Source organism: Vibrio sp. Y29_XK_CS5, from assembly GCF_024181835.1.
Classification (GTDB): domain Bacteria; phylum Pseudomonadota; class Gammaproteobacteria; order Enterobacterales; family Vibrionaceae; genus Vibrio; species Vibrio harveyi.
Map to the genome: position 1 here is coordinate 279099 of NZ_JAMZAM010000003.1, position 17261 is coordinate 296359.

The 17261-nt window shown below is 45.7% G+C and carries 16 protein-coding genes and 1 riboswitch; of the genes, 10 read left to right on the top strand and 6 right to left on the bottom strand.

Annotated features, from left to right (window positions below; genetic code table 11):
- Window positions 1–10: 10 nt before the first annotated feature.
- The 3 genes from NL647_RS15275 to NL647_RS15285 all read right to left on the bottom strand — a co-directional run bounded on the left by NL647_RS15275 (window position 11) and on the right by NL647_RS15285 (window position 1857).
- Window positions 11–706 carry a DUF2796 domain-containing protein gene (locus NL647_RS15275; RefSeq protein ID WP_253650365.1) on the bottom strand — a complete coding sequence of 232 codons (696 nt, stop codon included), beginning with the start codon at window positions 704–706 and terminating at the stop codon, window positions 11–13.
- Window positions 707–800: 94 nt separating this feature from the next.
- Entirely contained in the window at window positions 801–1100 is a 300-nt protein-coding gene (locus NL647_RS15280; RefSeq protein ID WP_005450520.1) for a DUF2607 family protein, read from the bottom strand.
- A gap of 205 nt (window positions 1101–1305) precedes the next feature.
- The gene (locus NL647_RS15285; RefSeq protein WP_101904259.1) at window positions 1306–1857 is read right to left on the bottom strand and encodes a YtfJ family protein; all 552 of its coding nucleotides are present in this window, start codon (window positions 1855–1857) and stop codon (window positions 1306–1308) included.
- Window positions 1858–2072: 215 nt separating this feature from the next.
- Here NL647_RS15285 and NL647_RS15290 point away from each other — a divergent pair, with 215 nt between their 5' ends.
- The gene (locus tag NL647_RS15290) at window positions 2073–2273 is read left to right on the top strand and encodes a DUF1107 domain-containing protein (protein WP_005450516.1); all 201 of its coding nucleotides are present in this window, start codon (window positions 2073–2075) and stop codon (window positions 2271–2273) included.
- A gap of 48 nt (window positions 2274–2321) precedes the next feature.
- Here NL647_RS15290 and msrA read toward each other — a convergent pair whose 3' ends face one another.
- On the bottom strand, window positions 2322–2960 hold the full coding sequence (gene msrA, locus NL647_RS15295) for a peptide-methionine (S)-S-oxide reductase MsrA (RefSeq protein WP_253650366.1): 639 nt from the start codon (window positions 2958–2960) through the stop codon (window positions 2322–2324).
- 166 nt (window positions 2961–3126) lie between these two features.
- Between msrA and NL647_RS15300 the strand changes: the two genes are divergently transcribed.
- The 4 genes from NL647_RS15300 to NL647_RS15315 all read left to right on the top strand — a co-directional run bounded on the left by NL647_RS15300 (window position 3127) and on the right by NL647_RS15315 (window position 9609).
- Window positions 3127–4839: an autotransporter assembly complex family protein gene (locus NL647_RS15300; protein WP_009698863.1), complete on the top strand. Its 1713-nt coding sequence runs from the start codon at window positions 3127–3129 to the stop codon at window positions 4837–4839.
- Window positions 4836–8750: a translocation/assembly module TamB domain-containing protein gene (locus NL647_RS15305; protein WP_253650367.1), complete on the top strand. Its 3915-nt coding sequence runs from the start codon at window positions 4836–4838 to the stop codon at window positions 8748–8750. The genes NL647_RS15300 and NL647_RS15305 overlap by 4 nt, the downstream gene beginning before the upstream one ends.
- 28 nt (window positions 8751–8778) lie before the next feature.
- A complete protein-coding gene (locus NL647_RS15310) occupies window positions 8779–9126 on the top strand; it encodes a gamma-glutamylcyclotransferase (protein ID WP_005450512.1) in 348 nt (115 codons plus the stop codon).
- A 123-nt stretch (window positions 9127–9249) separates the two neighbouring features.
- The gene (locus NL647_RS15315; protein WP_005450511.1) at window positions 9250–9609 is read left to right on the top strand and encodes a DUF2799 domain-containing protein; all 360 of its coding nucleotides are present in this window, start codon (window positions 9250–9252) and stop codon (window positions 9607–9609) included.
- A gap of 63 nt (window positions 9610–9672) precedes the next feature.
- Here NL647_RS15315 and ppa read toward each other — a convergent pair whose 3' ends face one another.
- Both ppa and fbp read right to left on the bottom strand, forming a co-directional pair.
- Complete coding sequence (gene ppa / locus NL647_RS15320) at window positions 9673–10203, bottom strand: inorganic diphosphatase (protein ID WP_050924601.1); 531 nt, start codon at window positions 10201–10203, stop codon at window positions 9673–9675.
- A 125-nt stretch (window positions 10204–10328) separates the two neighbouring features.
- Window positions 10329–11345 (bottom strand): class 1 fructose-bisphosphatase, encoded by a 1017-nt coding sequence (gene fbp / locus NL647_RS15325; protein WP_005450509.1) that lies wholly within the window; start codon window positions 11343–11345, stop codon window positions 10329–10331.
- A gap of 314 nt (window positions 11346–11659) precedes the next feature.
- On the opposite strand from fbp, the gene mpl reads away from it, so the two are divergent.
- The 5 genes from mpl (at window position 11660) to thiQ (ending at window position 17205) form a co-directional block, all read left to right on the top strand.
- Window positions 11660–13018, top strand: a complete 1359-nt coding sequence (gene mpl / locus NL647_RS15330) for a UDP-N-acetylmuramate:L-alanyl-gamma-D-glutamyl-meso-diaminopimelate ligase (RefSeq protein ID WP_005450502.1) — start codon at window positions 11660–11662, stop codon at window positions 13016–13018.
- On the top strand, window positions 13018–13656 hold the full coding sequence (locus NL647_RS15335) for a flavin prenyltransferase UbiX (RefSeq protein WP_005450501.1): 639 nt from the start codon (window positions 13018–13020) through the stop codon (window positions 13654–13656). The genes mpl and NL647_RS15335 overlap by 1 nt, the downstream gene beginning before the upstream one ends.
- A 32-nt stretch (window positions 13657–13688) precedes the next feature.
- A riboswitch (TPP riboswitch) is annotated at window positions 13689–13838 on the top strand.
- A gap of 69 nt (window positions 13839–13907) precedes the next feature.
- Window positions 13908–14900: a thiamine ABC transporter substrate binding subunit gene (gene thiB, locus NL647_RS15340; RefSeq protein ID WP_005450500.1), complete on the top strand. Its 993-nt coding sequence runs from the start codon at window positions 13908–13910 to the stop codon at window positions 14898–14900.
- Between the two features lie 14 nt (window positions 14901–14914).
- Window positions 14915–16501: a thiamine/thiamine pyrophosphate ABC transporter permease ThiP gene (gene thiP / locus NL647_RS15345; RefSeq protein WP_253650368.1), complete on the top strand. Its 1587-nt coding sequence runs from the start codon at window positions 14915–14917 to the stop codon at window positions 16499–16501.
- Window positions 16501–17205, top strand: a complete 705-nt coding sequence (thiQ, locus tag NL647_RS15350; RefSeq protein ID WP_253650369.1) for a thiamine ABC transporter ATP-binding protein — start codon at window positions 16501–16503, stop codon at window positions 17203–17205. Before thiP ends, thiQ begins: the two co-directional genes overlap by 1 nt.
- The last annotated feature ends 56 nt before the right edge of the window (window positions 17206–17261 follow it).

Consider the following 17261-nt stretch of genomic DNA (forward strand, 5'->3'; position numbering starts at 1 on the left):
GCCATATGAGTTATTTAATTGCGATCTTTGCGTTGTCTTTGCTTAGGTTAGTCGCAGACTGAGTGGTGTCAGTGAACAGGTTCACACTGATAGATTCCGTTGCTGGGAATTGCTTAAACCAAGTCGTATCGATGCTGTTTAGGTCTGCAACTGAATCACAGTGGTAGCGGTACTCTACGGTGAATTCACCATGACCACCGTGTTCATGGTCATGACCTTCGTGATGCTCGTGACCGTCATGATCGTGGTGGTCATCATGCTCATCATGATCATGGTCTTTATGCTTGTCATGGTCATGTTTATCGTGATCATGCCCTTCGTGGTCATGTTTATCATGATCGTGACCTCCATGGTCGTGGTGATCATGACCTTCGTGTGACTCTTCTCCTAGCGTGTGAGCTACATGTACATCTTCAATTACACACTTTGCTTGCTGGTTGATAGCAAACAGGTTGTTCGTGTCTTTTAGAGCAGCAATAGCATTATTCAGTGCATTTTCTTGTTCTGCGTTTTCTGGTGCATGCTCAAAGCCCACTACGTCAGCACCTGGAGATGTGATTTCGATCAATAGGTCTTTACCGTCTTGAGCAATATTGAATTCTACGTGACCGTGCACGTGTGCTTCATGTTGACGGTATTCTTCAGCGTTAGCAGTAGCGGTTAGTGATAGACCGATAACAAGAGCTAGAGCGTGTTTAGATGGCATTTTCTTATCCTAATTTTGCTTAATTTTCTGATGTGGTTGCAGTTCAAATCGTGCGACTAGCAACCTTAATTTCTTATAAGGGGACTTCTTAAGTTTAAGCAAAAATAGGAGGTGCACGCGCAGTATAACGCACGTCGCTAAGGCTGAACTGCCGTTCTATGACGTCAGAGTGTGCGGCGCGCTGGTAGGTTGGAGGGATTATCTCCGGTAACTGCTTGACCAAACCATGTTGTGCACCAGCAAACAGCTGGCAATGATGATGGCTATGATGCTCTGGGATGAGATCAAGTTGATGCGCGATGGTTGCAAAGTTCCAGGTAAGCAGCAGCGCAACACTGAGTAATATGACAGTGCGACGCCAATGATGTGTGGTGACTTGCCAACGAGAATGCATCTTAAAACCTGAAACGATACCTAGTGTTATAATATAACACCCATTTTCGTTAAAAGTTCACTCTTTTGTTCGTTTTGGGTAAATTATCTAGGTGAAATAAGAGCTTACGCTCAGGAAAATAGGGGGCTCTTTGCTTAAAGTGTGTAATGAGCGGAGAGCTGTATACCCAAGCATCTCGAGGTTACTTGGGTATATATCAACAGATCTAAATATTCTGTTTGATTAAGCCAAGCACTTGAGTGATTTCGTCAGGCGTTAATGCGCCCTCTTTTACAAACAAAATCTTACCTTGCTTATCTTGGACTACGATAGCAGAGCTTTCTTCTTGCAGTGCCCATGTGTTTGCCACAACACCGTTTTCATCCAGCACCATTGAAGACCAAGGGAATTCTTGTTTGCTGTCTTGCGCCGATGATTTTACAAATGAACCTGTTCCCCAAACAGCATCATCTTGGTTAATGATGGTAGTCGTTTGGTAAGCGTCTTCTGGGAATTTCGCTTCAGTTAGCGCTGTCATTAGTGGTGCGTTCATCGCTTTTGAGCTGCTGCGTCCTGCAATTGCATGAATGACACGAACTTTACCCAGCATGTTTTGAGTTGCCCAAGGCTGGTAAGCGACACCTTCGCCTTGCAGTACGATTTCACCATAAGCATCGACTTTTGCTGCGGGTACACTCTCACCAATAGATAGGTTATGAGCCAGAGCCAGACCTGGAGCAAGAGCGAGTAGAAGAGGGAGGAGAGTCTTAGTTTTCATGTTGTTATGTTCCATATGGGTTGTGAGACTCACCAAGTATATACGTACGGTGCATAAAAATGTAGAACCCGACATAACAATTATTTAACGTATGCCATCTAATAATGTTGCGTTCACGTTGGAATTTGATAGAATGAAGTTCGTCGCAAATTGCGCATAAAGGTTGCCAAGGAAAGAGCAATCGGTGTTTTCTCAAAAGGATGTTGAGGTTGGTTATGCTACGTGAGTTTGCTGTTTACCGTCCACGTCAGGTGGCGCGTTTCGTTAAGACTTTATTCAAAGGTCAATTCTCAATTGCAGGTATTGGTGAGTTCCGTTTTGACAACGGAAAAGTGCTATTACCTGATGTCAAAAATCCCAAGCAACTCTCTGTATTTAGAGAAGTAAACCAAGCGATTTTATCTCTTCCAGTGTGATGACAAGAATTGTAAAAGAGCGACTTTTGTCGCTCTTTTTCGTTGTGGTTAACTTTGTAGGCTTGGTGGGAAGCACACGCCCGTACCACCTAAACCACAATAACCGTTAGGGTTCTTCGCTAGGTATTGCTGGTGGTAAGTTTCAGCAAAGTAATAAGGACCTGCTGCTTGGATCTCTGTAGTGATTGCTGAATGTTGATCTTCTTGCAGTGCTTGTTGATATTGAGCTTTTGATTTTTCAGCGGCATCTTGTTGTTCTTGAGAGTAGGTGTAGATCGCTGAGCGGTATTGAGTACCCAAATCGTTGCCTTGACGCATACCTTGAGTTGGGTCGTGTTTTTCCCAGAATGCCGCAAGTAACTGCTCTACAGAAATTACCGCTTCATCGAATACGACACGAACAACTTCTGTGTGTCCGGTTTTTCCAGAGCAGACTTCTTCGTAAGTTGGATTTGGAGTATAACCGCCAGCGTAACCGACCGATGTTGAGATCACGCCATCGAGTTGCCAAAACAGGCGTTCAGCTCCCCAAAAGCATCCCATGCCAAACAAAATCTGTTGCTGGTTAGCTTGTGGCTGCGCCGTTAAACTCGATTGATTGACAAAATGAGTGTCGTCGATCTGCATTGATGCCTCTCTACCGGGCAGTGCATCTTCTATACTGATCATTGTCTGTTTGTTGAGCATGGTATTTGTCCTTTAATACGTGTCTTAATTTTGCGAAAAAATCTATTCAGTCTGAATATGATGTTGTGATGACATAGACCGCGTTAAACCTATTAATATTACAGACTTAGCCTTTATTTGGCGTTATTATTGTTTACGTTTATTTAACCTCGTCCAGCTAAAAAGCATGATAAGAAAAGCTACTCCGATCATTGTCAGCCTACTTGCCTTTTCTCATAGCGCTTATGCCGATGTTTCCTTAAAAATTAAAGGGATCGATGGTGCGCTAGAAGATAATGTGAACGCTTATTTGTCTTCCATTCCTGAAGACGATTATTCCACGTCCCTGCGTTTTCAGGCGCGATTGGAACAAAGTATCACTGAAGCGCTCAATGCGCTCGGCTATTATCATGCGAAAATTTCATACACTATTACGAAAGATAATGATGAATTGATCGTCAATGTCCAACCGGGTGAGCCTGTAAGGGTGAAACTTATGGATGTGGTGATTTCAGGTGAGGCAAACCAAGACGAAGCATTCGTTAAGCTTCTTGAAAAATCACCATTGAAGGTAGGACGCATCTTAAATCAAGGTGAATACGACAGCTTGAAATCAAGTATTCGTAACTTAGCGTTGCAACGTGGTTACTTTAATGGAGATTTCACTTTAAGCCGTCTTGAGGTGGTTCCCGAACTTAACGAAGCGAATGTGCGTCTTCATTATGACAGTGGTATCCGTTATCACTTTGGTTCGGTGGAGATTTTTGGAAGTCAGATTTGGGAAGACCGTGTTGAGTCTCTGCGTCCATTTAAAACTGGTGAACCTTATTTGGTTTCAGAAGTTGGGGAATACAACCAAAACCTGTCTAATACCGATTGGTTTTCGTCAGTATTTGTTGAGCCAGATTTAAGTAAGCTAGACGATGGTCGCGAGCTGCCAATCAAAGTCTCACTTGCCCCTGCAGCTAAAAACCAACTTGAGACTGGTATTGGTTATTCGACCGACACGGGTGTTCGCGGTACGCTGAAATGGAAAAAACCGTGGGTAAGCGCACGTGGTCATAGTTTTGATACTGCTCTTTCTCTTTCCAAGCCTGAACAAACTATCACAGCAGGCTACAAAATCCCTCTTGATGACGTTCTACACGAATACTACCAATTGCAGTTTGGTCTCAAGCATCTTGATAACCGAGATACCGAAAGTTTGGAATCGAATCTTGCGGTAGAACGCCACTGGATCACCGACGGTGGTTGGCATAAGACTTTGTATGTTCGCCACCTGTACGAAAACTTCTCGCAAGGTTTGCAAGAAGATGGTGTGCAATTTGTCTTGCCTGGTGCTTCTTTTTCTCGAACCCGGACCCGTGGTGGCAATATGCCAATGTGGGGGGATAAGCAGAGTGTGACCGTTGAATATGGCGATACTGCTTTGCTGTCAGAAACACGAGTACTGCGCTTGTTAGGACGCACATCTTGGATTCGCGGTATTGGCCAAAACCACCGTGGTTTGTTCCGTTTAGAGGGCGGTGCCAACATTACGGATGAATTTGAAAAACTATCGCCATCACTACGTTTCTTTGCTGGTGGTGATAACAACATTCGTGGTTATGGCTATGAGTCTATCTCACCGAAAGATGCCAGTGGTGCATTGACGGGTGCTAAGTATATGGTGACCAGCACCCTTGAATATCAATACCGTGTCTACGGCAACTGGTGGGGCGCTGCTTTCTACGATATTGGTGATGCATTTAATGAAACCCCAGAATGGAAGGCTGGTGCGGGTGTTGGTATCCGCTGGGCGTCACCGGTTGGTCCGGTGAGCTTTGACTTTGCTTGGGGGCTCGACTCCGAGCCTGATCCAGAATTCCGCATTCACTTCTCGTTGGGGCCTGAACTATGATCAAAACAACTCTGAAGTGGACGAAATGGCTCTCAATCGGTCTGCTGAGTCTATTATTGCTGCTGACGGTTTTTGTTGGCACATTGCTTTTCACCCATCCGGGTTTAAAACTTGCGCTGTGGGGGGCAGAGAAAGCCTTACCGCAACTCAAAGTGGAAGAAGTTCAAGGTTCGCTTTTTCCGCGTTTTGCTTTACGTAACGTCAGCTTTGTCGATGAATCCTTACATGTCGATGCTAAGGTTGAAAGCGTAACGCTTGCTATCAACTTCCGTTGCTTCTTCGATCCGAAAGTGTGTGTCGATGAGCTGGCACTGAAAGGGGTGAACTTTCAGATGCCAGAGCTCCCTCCGGCATCTGACGAGCCTGAAGAAGAAACGCCACCATTGCGCTCTATCAGTACGCCAGTGCCTATTTTTGTCAATAAAGTCAGCTTTAATGATATCAATCTGAATATCTTGGGGAATAAGATTGATTGGCAAGATTTTTCAACCGCATTATCAATGCAAGGTGATCGTTTGGTGATTGCCCCTACGGCATTGAAAACCATTAATGTGGCACTTGCACCAAGTGAAGAGGGTGTGGAACAGCCGCCAGTTCAAGACACTAAAACGAACCATCAAGCTCAAGTTGAGCAAGACGCGGAAGTCCAGTCGTCAACATCGCTCAATTCAGACGCGTCTAAAAAGCCATCGCAGCAAGGTGCAGAAAATGTTGCTGCTAACAAAGGTTCAAAGCCTGATGAACAGAAGTTAGACGTTAAGCCTGAATCAAATGGTATCGCTCTACCTGAAGTCTGGATTCCGCTTAATATTGAAGCACAGCGCCTCGATATTCACGACTTTAAGTTGGCTGGCGACACACCGGTTATCGTTCATCATTTAGGGTTAGAAGCCAAAGCGGGGGGTGACCAAGTTGATGTCAAAACCCTTGAGCTTGACATGCCAGAAGTGAAAGGGCAGTTAAGCACTCAAGTGACATTATCAGGTGACTACCCAATTCAAGCCCAAATTGACGCATTGGTTAAACAAGCGGATGTAAAAGGTCAGAAATTGTCACTGACGGCATCTGGCTCGGTTGGTGATTTATCACTGGATGCCACGTTATCTGATTTGGTGAAAGCCAAGATTCAGGGGCAAATTCAACCTCTTAAGTCTGAGTTGCCGTTTGATATCAAATTGAAAGATGTTGAGGCGCAATGGCCATTGAGTGGTAAGAGTGATTACCAAGTATCGGTCCCGAGTCTTGCAGCGAAAGGCTCTTTACAAGGTTACACGGTTGCCTTGGAAACTAAGGCGTCTGGTAAAGATATTCCAGCAGTTGATGTGGCGTTAAACGGTAAAGGTACTTTAGAACAGATTGACTTAGACAGCTTAGTTGTCAAAACGCTGGGTGGTGAGCTTGCTGGTAAAGTCATGGCGAATTGGGCTGCACCTATCAACTGGCAAGCCGATCTGAACTTAAAAAATATTCAACCGGGCTTACAGTGGGAAGAAGCGGAAGGCGATATCAGTGGTAGCTTGTCGACGTCGGGGTCATTAACCGCACAAGGTGGCTGGCAAGTGAGTCTACCTAAATTGGATATTGACGGTATTTTACGTGGCTACCCTTTGCATATCGAAGGTCAATTAGAAGCCTCAGATAAGAACGGTAAAGGTGAAGATATTCAATTGAACACGCAAGGTTTAGCTTTGTCACATGGTCCCAACTCTTTGCGAGCAAAGGGTAAAATCGACAAACAAATCTTGATGGATGTTGATGTTAATTTCCCTGATTTTGCGAAAAGCGTACCGGATCTTGCTGGTAAGATGAATGGTACGGTTGCTCTTCGCGGCAGTTTGAAACAGCCGGACATTAATTTAGATCTCGCGCTGAACCAGCTGAATTGGCAGCAGCAAGCCAAGGTGGAAACCATCACTCTAAAAGGGGATGTTACACCACTGCCTGCGCCAAAAGCCGATGTTAGCCTAATTGCGAAGAACATCACCTACGACGACATTAAAATTGACAGTGCAGATTTGGAAGTGAGTGGCGATGAAAAGCTACACCAACTGACACTCGACGTGGTTTCAGACATTGTTTCGAGCAGTTTAGAGATCGAAGGCACCTTTAAGCAAAAGCCAGAAATGATTTGGGATGGTGCACTACGCCGCTTAACGCTGAGCACGCCTCAAGGTCCATGGGTATTGCAAAAGTCGACGGCAGTCAAAGTGAACATCGACAAGCAGATTGCTGATGTGCAAGCACACTGTTGGTTACAGTCAAAATCAAGCGTGTGTTTAAGTGAAGACATCAGCGTTGGTAAAAGCGGTGAGGCGAAGTTAGCAATCACTAACTTTGACTTCGACCAAATCAAACAATTCTTACCGCCAGAAACCAAACTGCAAGGTTCTGTGAACGCGAATGCTTTCGCGAAATGGGCGCCAGACATGAAACCGGAAGTCACGGTGAATGTCGATATGCCAAAAGGTCAGGTAGAACAAACGCTAGAACAACCAGTGAAAGTCGGTTGGGAAAGTGTGAGTTTTAAAGCCAAGTTGGCACAAGATAAGCTAGATGCTGAGTGGTTGCTTGATGTAACGGATAACGGTGATTTGTCTGGTAAAGTCGCCCTGAATGATGTGTCGTCCGAGAAGCCGACGATTGACGGTAAGGTGTCGCTATCGACATTCCACTTGGACTTTTTAGCGCCCCTGATTGGCGAATACAGCCTGTTTAAAGCCAACATGAACACTGACCTTGCTCTATCTGGTGATGTGATGCATCCAAAGGTGAATGGTCAGTTCTTGATTGATCAAATGAAACTGCAAGGTGAAGTTACGCCAATTGATATCAATTCAGGACAAGTGGCGATTAACTTTAAAGGTCATCAAGCTGATTTAGACGCTGGGATCATTACGCCAGATGGCAAGCTAGAGATTAAAGGCGATGCTGATTGGCGTGACCTAGAAAATTGGCACACTAAGGCTCGTGTGTTCGCTGAAGAGCTTAAAGTGGATATGCCACCGATGGTGAGAATCAAAGTCAAACCGGATATGACTATTGATGTGACGCCTCAACTTGCCAAGGTCGAAGGCAGTATTAATCTACCTTGGGGACGTATCTTAATTGATGAACTGCCACCAAGTGCGGTTGGTGTTTCAAGCGACACAGTCATTTTGAACAAAGACATGCAGCCTGTTGATGGTGAGCAAGCGTTGCCGTTTAACGTTGAAACCAACATTAACATCAAAATCGGCGATGATTTCCAGTTGTCTGCGTTTGGTCTAAAAGGTGATTTGCAAGGTAACCTCAACGTGACGCAAAAAGACAAAGGTCCGTTTATTGTCGGTGAGGTGAACATCATTGACGGTTCTTATCGCTCATTTGGGCAAGACTTGGTCATCCAAGAAGGTAAGATCATGATGAATGGACCTGCGGATCAGCCTTATGTCTCGATCAAAGCGATTCGTAATCCGGACAACACGCAAGATGATGTGACAGCGGGTGTGCGTGTGACTGGTCCTGCAAGTGATCCTACGGTGGAAATCTTCTCTGATCCGGCAATGCCGCAAGCGAATGCACTTTCTTACCTGTTGCGAGGTCAAGATATCGATGCAGAATCGGGCGGTAATGCGATGACGACGACCCTTATTGGCTTGAGTTTAGCGAAGAGCGGTAAAGTCGTAGGTGAAATCGGCGAAGCCTTTGGCGTACAAGATCTGCAACTGGATACTGCAGGTTCAGGTGACGACTCTCAAGTAACGGTGAGCGGCTATATTCTTCCTGGTTTACAGGTGAAATATGGTGTGGGTATTTTTACCTCATTAGGTGAGTTCACAGTGCGTTATCGTTTGATGAAAGACTTGTACCTAGAGGCAGTTTCAGGTGTTGATAGTGCTGTTGACCTGCTCTATCAATTCGAATTCAACTAAACTTAGCTTGTAAGCAGAAGGAGCGGCTATGCAACATTTAGTGTTTGTGTATGGAACTTTGCGCAAAGGAGAGTGCAATCATCACTTTTTAAGCACTGCTGAGTTTCTTGGTCACCATGAAACAGATGCCCAATTCGCTCTGTATGATTTAGGTCCTTACCCGGCTTTGTCGGTCGGACAAAATGCGATACAGGGCGAAGTTTATTTGATTGATAATGACACGCTGCAGGAACTTGATAAGTTAGAAGACGTACCGGTTGAGTATCGTCGAGAAAGCATTACTACACCTTTTGGCCAAGCTTGGATCTACTTGTATCAAGACACTGAGCAGTTGAGTGAAGAGATTGCATCTGGTGATTGGTGTCAGAGAGTGTGAACCATACTCCGCGAGTACGCGTAAGCATTTGTAGTGAAAGTGTATGACTGTCGAATGAGTACTCGATAAAGGAGTATGAAAGTGAGTTTCCGACGGTCTTTTGTATAAGCCCAAGGAGAACTTATGAGATCCATCATCATCGGCGCCATGCTGCTTTTTCTCACCGCTTGTGCGCAAACAAGGTTACCAGATTCAGTGAACGTAACAGATTGGCAGGACTTCGGTAAGCAATCTGCTCTCGATGGTCTGATTGAATTATCGGAAGACCGTATCGTCAAGCTTGATGATACAAATCGTGCTACACCGGAACTGATCATGGCTTATCAATCTGGTTACCAAGAAGGTAAAAAAGAGTACTGTGAGCAAAGTGCTTATATGCTTGGCGTACGAGATATGCCTTACTTTGGCATTTGTGATGATATTGACCCGTTTTTCAAACAAAATTATGAATCGGGTCGAACTTCTACCGCTGGCGAGTATTAGTCAAAATGATATAACAAAAAAGAGCTGCTAATTTGCAGCTCTTTTGCTTTCTGGCGTTCGCAATTACTTGTTTTTCGCACGCTCGTAAGATTCTAGGATTTCTGCTTTTGCGGCAGCCACATCTGCCCAACCATCCACTTTCACCCACTTACCTGCTTCAAGCTCTTTGTAACGTTCAAAAAACTGTGTGATTTGGGCTTTGAGTAGCTCTGGAATATCGTCAACATCTTGAATGCCTTCGTACTCTTTTGAGATTTTAGAGTGCGGTACAGCGAAGACTTTCGCATCTTCACCGGATTCATCCGTCATCTTCAATACACCGACTGGACGGCAGCGAATCACAGAACCTGGCATTAATGGGTAAGGGGTCGGAACCAGTACGTCCACTGGGTCGCCATCTAGAGAAAGGGTGTTGTTCACATAGCCGTAGTTACATGGGTAGAACATTGGCGCAGACATGAAACGGTCGACAAATACAGCACCAGTGTCTTTATCTACTTCGTATTTGATTGGATCCGCATTAGCTGGGATTTCAATAACGACATAGATATCTTCAGGCAAAGATTTACCTGCTGGTACGTTGTTTAAGCTCATTTGAATATTCCTTTTCATTGAGGATTAAGCGTTGAGAGGCTTAATCTGGCTAACATTTACGCAGTTCACTTTAACGACAAAAACGCGGCAGGTAAACACCTGCCGCGTTGGACAAAGGTCTGAAATTAGTCTTCTTCGCGATTCAGCTCAAGAAACTCTTCGACTTTGTTGACCATGTTCTTTGAACCCACAAAGAAAGGCACACGCTGGTGCAGTTCGGTTGGTTTCAAATCCATAATGCGGTTTACACCGTCAGATGCCAGACCGCCAGCTTGCTCAATCAAGAATGCCATTGGGTTGCACTCGTACAACAGACGCAGTTTGCCTTGAGGGTGGCTTTGCGTGCTTGGGTACAAGTAAATGCCGCCTTTAAGCAAGTTACGATGGAAGTCCGCAACCAGTGAGCCTATGTAGCGAGAAGTGTATGGGCGACCATCTTCAGGCACATTCTCCTGACAGTACTTGATGTACTTCTTCACGCCCTGCGGGAAGCGGATGTAGTTACCTTCGTTGATCGAGTAGATGTTGCCGTCTTCTGGGATCATCATGTTTTCATGAGAAAGACAGAAGCTGCCAATCGATGGATCGTAAGTGAAGCCGTTTACGCCATTACCTGTGGTGTAAACCAACATAGTAGATGAGCCGTAAATCACGTAGCCCGCTGCCACTTGTTTGTGACCAGGCTGTAGGAAGTCTTCTTCTGTTGGTGGGGTACCAATAGGAGAAACTCGACGGTAAATAGAGAAAATCGTACCGACTGATACGTTCACATCGATGTTTGATGAGCCATCGAGTGGGTCCATTAGTACAACGTATTTTGCGTTTTGGTTGAGTTCTTTGTTGAACGCAACCGCTTCATCTTCTTCTTCACTTGCAACGCCACACACTTGGTCACGTGCTTCGAGTGCTGCTTTGAACTTGTCGTTCGCGTATACATCAAGCTTTTGCTGATCTTCGCCTTGTACGTTTTCCGTACCTACAGCGCCGGTGATATCACCAAGACCTGCCGCGTTAATTTCACGGTTAACAATTTTTGCAGCTAAACGAATGGAAGCTAAGAGAGATGAAAGATCACCGCTAGCGTGGGGGAAATCCGCTTGTTTCTCAACAATGAATTCGCCTAGGGTGCGCAGTCCTGACATGGTTTATCCTTACATTTTTCATTTCGTTGGGGGTGTCGCGCAATGGGGTCATCTCTTTATGGATGTTAAACGATTGCGCTAGATGTAAGTTTATGACGTGGATCTTATTAATGGTAATGAAGTAACCGACTGAGATCTCAATTTATTTGTCTTATTGCATAAGAAGTCTGTCACTTGGTTAATGCTTGGTCAGTCAGTGCTAAGCCCTGTCAGATTTGTGAAAGAGACTGCAAGAACACAGCGAAAGGCTCTCGCTTTTCTGGTGGTTATCACGATAATGAAAGGATTAAAGAACGCATTACAAGGTTAAGTTTATGCACATTCATATCTTGGGTATCTGCGGCACGTTTATGGGCGGTGCGGCAATTTTAGCGCGTCAGCTAGGTCATAAAGTGACGGGTTCGGATGCCAATGTTTATCCACCAATGAGTACCCTGTTGGAGTCTCAAGGTATTGAAATTATTGAAGGCTTTGACCCTTCTCAACTTGACCCTCAACCAGATCTTGTGGTGATTGGTAACGCGATGAGCCGTGGTAACCCATGTGTTGAGCATGTGCTGAATACCAATATGCGTTACACCTCTGGCCCACAATGGTTACAAGAGTTCTTATTGCACGATCGCTGGGTTCTAGCGGTATCGGGTACCCATGGTAAAACCACCACTTCAAGTATGTTGGCGTGGATCTTAGAAGATTGCGGTTACCAACCAGGTTTTCTTGTTGGTGGTGTGTTAGGTAACTTCGGTGTGTCAGCTCGCTTGGGTGAAAGTATGTTCTTCGTCGTCGAAGCAGACGAATATGACAGTGCTTTTTTCGACAAACGATCTAAGTTTGTTCATTACCACCCACGCACACTGATCATGAATAATCTTGAGTTCGATCATGCAGACATCTTTGACGATCTAGAGGCGATAAAGCGTCAATTCCATCATTTGGTGCGTACTGTTCCGGGGAACGGTTTGATCTTGGCTCCGAAGCAAGATCAGTCGCTGCAAGATGTGATCGAGCGTGGTTGTTGGACAGAAAAGCAGTTCTCTGGTGTCGATGGTGATTGGCAAGCACACAAACTGGTTGTTGATGGCTCGAAATTTGAAGTGTCGCTGCAAGGTGAGAAAGTAGGCGTCGTAGATTGGGAGCTTGTTGGTGACCACAACGTGGATAACGCTTTGATGGCCATCGCAGCTGCACGCCATGTCGGTGTGGCACCAGAACTGGCTTGTCAGGCTCTCGGTCGCTTTATTAACACCAAACGTCGCTTGGAGCTCAAAGGAGAAGAGCAAGGCGTGACGGTTTATGATGATTTTGCTCATCATCCAACGGCGATTGAACTGACATTGGGTGGTTTACGTAACAAGGTTGGCGAAAAACGTATCCTTGCCGTTTTAGAGCCTCGCTCTGCGACGATGAAGCGCGGCGTTCATAAAAATACTTTGGCGGCTTCATTGCACAGTGCTGATGAGGTGTTCCTCTTCCAACCAGACAACATTGATTGGTCGGTACAAGAGATTGCAGACCAGTGTAAACAACCTGCTTTTGTGGATGCAGAGATGGACAGCTTTGTCGCAAAAATCGTAGAGCAAGCGCAGCCGGGTGATCAAATCCTCGTAATGAGTAACGGTGGCTTTGGTGGTATCCACGGCAAGCTTCTGCAACAACTTAAACAAAAAGCTTAATGACATCTATGCAGCAAAAAGTAACCCCTAAAAAAGCCATCACATTAGCACTAACGGGCGCCTCTGGTGCCCCGTATGGGCTTCGTCTTCTTGAATGCTTGGTTGCCGCGGATTATCACGTGTATGTGCTGATCTCTTCGGCTGCACGTGTAGTAATGGCAACCGAGCATGATCTGAAATTACCAAGCGGCCCTGAAGCGGCACAAAAGGCGTTAGTTGAGCATCTCAACTGCAATCCAGATAACATCACCGTTTGTGGCAAAGACGATTGGTTCTCTCCGGTAGCATCGGGCTCTGCTGCACCAAAGCAAATGGTAGTGTGCCCATGTTCTGCGGGGAGTGTTGCGGCCATTGCACATGGCATGTCGGATAACTTGATTGAACGCGCTGCGGATGTGGTAATGAAAGAGCGCGGACAGTTATTACTTGTGGTGCGTGAAACGCCTTTCTCTACGCTGCATCTTGAAAACATGCACAAGCTCTCTCAGATGGGCGTCACCATTATGCCTGCGGCTCCTGGTTTTTATCATCAACCAAAGAGTATTGAAGACTTAGTGGATTTTATGGTGGCGAGAATTCTTGATCACTTGGGCATTGAGCAAGGCTTGGTGCCACGTTGGGGTTATGACCAACGTTGATTGTGTAATCAATAAAAGACCTTTACAATCCATCCAACTCATCGGGGAGCAAACCCATTTGGCATTGACCTTATCAATACCATTGGGTGCTGAGACCTAATCGCTTAACGTTGTTGAGCAAACAGGGACCCGTATTACCTGAACCAGATAATGCTGGCGTAGGAATTGAGTCTGGATATTGGAAGTCCTAGATACCGCCTCAACCCTGTGCCGCTCAACTCATGTTTACTAATGCAAATGGAGAGCGAGCAGTGAAAACCACTCTTAGTCTGATTGCCCTTGCAGCCATCACTTCTACTTCAGCGTTTGCCGCTGAAAACACCCTAACTGTCTACACTTACGACTCTTTCGCTGCCGATTGGGGACCTGGTCCTAAAGTTGAAAAAGCGTTCGAAGCCAAATGTGGTTGCGACGTTAATTTCGTTGCTCTGGATGACGGTGTTTCAATCCTTAACCGCCTTCGCTTGGAAGGAAACAATAGCAAAGCGGATATCGTGTTAGGTTTGGATAACAACCTGATGGCGGAAGCGAAAAAGACTGGGCTTCTGGCTGAGCACAATGTTGATACATCGAAGACGACCTTGCCTAATGGTTGGGATGATAAGACCTTCGTACCGTACGATTACGGCTACTTTGCGTTTGTGTACAACAAGGAGAAGTTGGCGAATCCTCCAAAAAGCATGAAAGAGCTAGTGGAAGAGCGTGATGATCTGAAAGTGATTTACCAAGACCCTCGTACTTCGACGCCGGGTCAAGGTTTGATGCTGTGGATGAAGTCCATCTACGGCGATGATGCGACTCAAGCGTGGAAGCAACTGGCAACGAAAACAGTTACGGTTACGAAAGGCTGGTCAGAAGCTTACTCGATGTTTTTGAACGGTGAGTCCGATCTCGTGCTGTCTTACACGACTTCTCCCGCGTACCATTTGATTGCAGAAGATGATGCGAAATATGCGAGCGCAGATTTTTCTGAAGGTCACTACATGCAAGTAGAAGTAGCGGCTAAGGTTAAAGGCTCAAAGAATGCGGAACTTGCTGATGAGTTTATGAATTTCATCTTGAGTGATGAGTTCCAATCGGCAATGCCAACAGGCAACTGGATGTACCCAGTGACTGACGTTGAATTACCAAAAGGCTTTGAAACCTTAAGCGTACCAAGTAAACCATTGAGCTTTAGTGCAGACGAAGTAGCAAAAATGCGCAAGACTTGGATTCGTGAATGGCAAAGCGCATTGACGTTCTAAGATAGGTTCTACTTTTGAATTCTGTTCCGAAAATAGGGTTAGGGGTCGCGATGATTATCGCGACCTTTGTTATTTCTGCCCTAGGTGCTTTGATTGTCCAAGCGCCTTCTCTTGATGTGTCTATAGTGTGGGTAGATCCATACTATCAGCACGTCACCAAGTTCAGCTTTTACCAAGCTTTCCTCTCTACGATTTTGAGTGTCGGTTTGGCGATCCCTGTGGCGCACGCGCTTTCTCGACGTGAGTTCTATGGTAAGTCTCTACTATTAAAGTTGTTTGCGTCTACCTTAGTTCTGCCTGTGTTGGTCGGTGTATTTGGCTTATTGGCGATTTACGGTAATAGCGGCTTATTGGCTCAATGGCTAAAAAGTATCGACGCTGAGCTGCCGTTTTCCATCTATGGTCTGAACGGAATTTTACTTGCGCATGTGTTCTTCAATATGCCCTATGCGGCGCGCCTACTTTTGCAAGCATTAGAGTCGATCCCCGCAGAGCAACATAAACTGTGCGCGCACCTTGGAATGAGCCATTGGGACAAATTCCGCTGGGTGGAATGGTCACGCCTAAGGCAGCAATTACCACACGTAAGCGGCTTAGTGTTCATGCTTTGCTTTACCAGCTTTGCCACCGTGATGGCGCTGGGTGGAGGACCGAAATCGACCACTATTGAGCTTGCCATTTATCAGGCAATTAAGTTCGATTTTGATCTGCAGGCAGGGGCACTTTTGGCACTATGGCAAATGCTGTTATGTGGCTTGTTAGCAATTGGCGTACAGAAGTTGACGAAGCCAGTACCAGTAAGCGCTGGCAGTATATCAGTACAGCAATATTTAACGAAGGATCATGGGTGGTCAAAAGCTTGGGATAGCTTTTGGATCATAGGTGCCTTTTTACTAGTAATACCGCCTCTTTTGATGGTGGTGTTCAGTGGGATCAACCAACAAGTTGGGACGGTATTAACCGATGAGCGTTTTTGGTCCGCGTTGCTTAATTCAATCAAAGTCGCTGTTCTCGCGAGCTCTCTTGCTGTTGCTGCTGGCGTGTCGATTTTACTGACCAGCCGACGTTGGCGATTGCAGTGCAAAAACACTCGCGCCGACCAAATCGAGCTTATCGGAACCATTATCTTAGTAACGCCGGGATTGGTGATCAGTACGGGATTGTTCCTGTTACTACGATCGTTTACCGATGTATTCAGCTTAGCGTTTTTTGTCGTTATTTTGGTTAACGGCTTGATGGCATTGCCTTATGTCATTAAAACTTTATCTCAACCCATGTTGCACATTGAGCAGCAATATCAGTACGTGTGTGCCAGCTTAGGTATGCGTGGTTGGCAACGATTTAAAGTCGTGGAGTGGCAAGCACTGCGTAAGCCGTTTGCACATGCTTTTGCTATCAGCTTTATGTTTGCGATTGGTGACTTAAGTGCGATCGCCTTGTTTGGCGGGCAAGAATTTAGAACCTTACCGCTGTATTTATTCCAACTACTGGGCAGTTATCAAATGGATGCGGCAGCGGTAGTATCCGTTACTTTATTGTTACTCAGCGTAGGTTGTTTTGCTTTGATTGAAAAAGTATTGAAAACGAAGGAGAGAGCGTAATGCTAGTGTTGGATGATGTTCAGTACACCTATCAACGTGAGCTATTTCGCTTTGATTTAGAGATTAAACGCGGACAAATCGTGTCGCTGATGGGACCGAGCGGTGCAGGTAAATCAACGTTGCTCGCTTTGGTTGCTGGATTCATTAATCCTGACCTAGGCGATATCTTGGTTGATGGTGAGTCTATCGTGAGTAAAGAGCCGTATCTGCGTCCGTTTTCAATGTTGTTTCAAGAACACAATCTGTTCGCTCATCTTTCAGTAAGAGACAACATCGGTTTGGGTTTGCATCCGGGGTTAAAGCTCACGACAGACCAAAAGCTTCTTGTCGAGCAAGCAGCAATGCAAGTGGGTGTTGCTGAGTATCTGGACCGTTTACCTGAACATCTTTCTGGCGGTCAGCGCCAGCGTGTTGCTCTTGCGCGTTGCTTTGTTCAGCCGCATCCGATGTGGCTACTCGATGAGCCTTTTTCTGCACTTGACCCCGTGCTGCGTGAAGAGATGCTGACACTGGTGAAACAGCTTGCGACTGATCGTGGTATTACCGTGTTAATGGTGACGCACCATTTGAGTGATGCGAGAGCGATTGCGAGTCATTTTGCTTTTGTCGCCGGTGGTCAGGTCGAAGCGTCAGGTCACATTGATGAATTAGCGGTATCGCACTCTAGCGATGTTTTAACAGCGTTTGTGCGAGCGGCAGGGTAGAGCGCCGTTTATCTTTGATGAATTAGGCGTTAGAAAAACAAAAGGTTGATGCGAGC

Coding starts and splice junctions, on each gene's coding strand:
- NL647_RS15300 (WP_009698863.1), top strand. CDS start 3,127: ATGATAAGAAAAGCTACTCCGATCATTGTCAGCCTACTTGCCTTTTCT.
- NL647_RS15275 (WP_253650365.1), bottom strand. CDS start 706: ATGCCATCTAAACACGCTCTAGCTCTTGTTATCGGTCTATCACTAACC.
- NL647_RS15335 (WP_005450501.1), top strand. CDS start 13,018: ATGACATCTATGCAGCAAAAAGTAACCCCTAAAAAAGCCATCACATTA.
- NL647_RS15310 (WP_005450512.1), top strand. CDS start 8,779: ATGCAACATTTAGTGTTTGTGTATGGAACTTTGCGCAAAGGAGAGTGC.
- NL647_RS15305 (WP_253650367.1), top strand. CDS start 4,836: ATGATCAAAACAACTCTGAAGTGGACGAAATGGCTCTCAATCGGTCTG.
- thiQ (WP_253650369.1), top strand. CDS start 16,501: ATGCTAGTGTTGGATGATGTTCAGTACACCTATCAACGTGAGCTATTT.
- NL647_RS15290 (WP_005450516.1), top strand. CDS start 2,073: ATGCTACGTGAGTTTGCTGTTTACCGTCCACGTCAGGTGGCGCGTTTC.
- ppa (WP_050924601.1), bottom strand. CDS start 10,203: ATGAGCTTAAACAACGTACCAGCAGGTAAATCTTTGCCTGAAGATATC.
- NL647_RS15285 (WP_101904259.1), bottom strand. CDS start 1,857: ATGAAAACTAAGACTCTCCTCCCTCTTCTACTCGCTCTTGCTCCAGGT.
- NL647_RS15280 (WP_005450520.1), bottom strand. CDS start 1,100: ATGCATTCTCGTTGGCAAGTCACCACACATCATTGGCGTCGCACTGTC.
- msrA (WP_253650366.1), bottom strand. CDS start 2,960: ATGCTCAACAAACAGACAATGATCAGTATAGAAGATGCACTGCCCGGT.
- NL647_RS15315 (WP_005450511.1), top strand. CDS start 9,250: ATGAGATCCATCATCATCGGCGCCATGCTGCTTTTTCTCACCGCTTGT.
- fbp (WP_005450509.1), bottom strand. CDS start 11,345: ATGTCAGGACTGCGCACCCTAGGCGAATTCATTGTTGAGAAACAAGCG.
- mpl (WP_005450502.1), top strand. CDS start 11,660: ATGCACATTCATATCTTGGGTATCTGCGGCACGTTTATGGGCGGTGCG.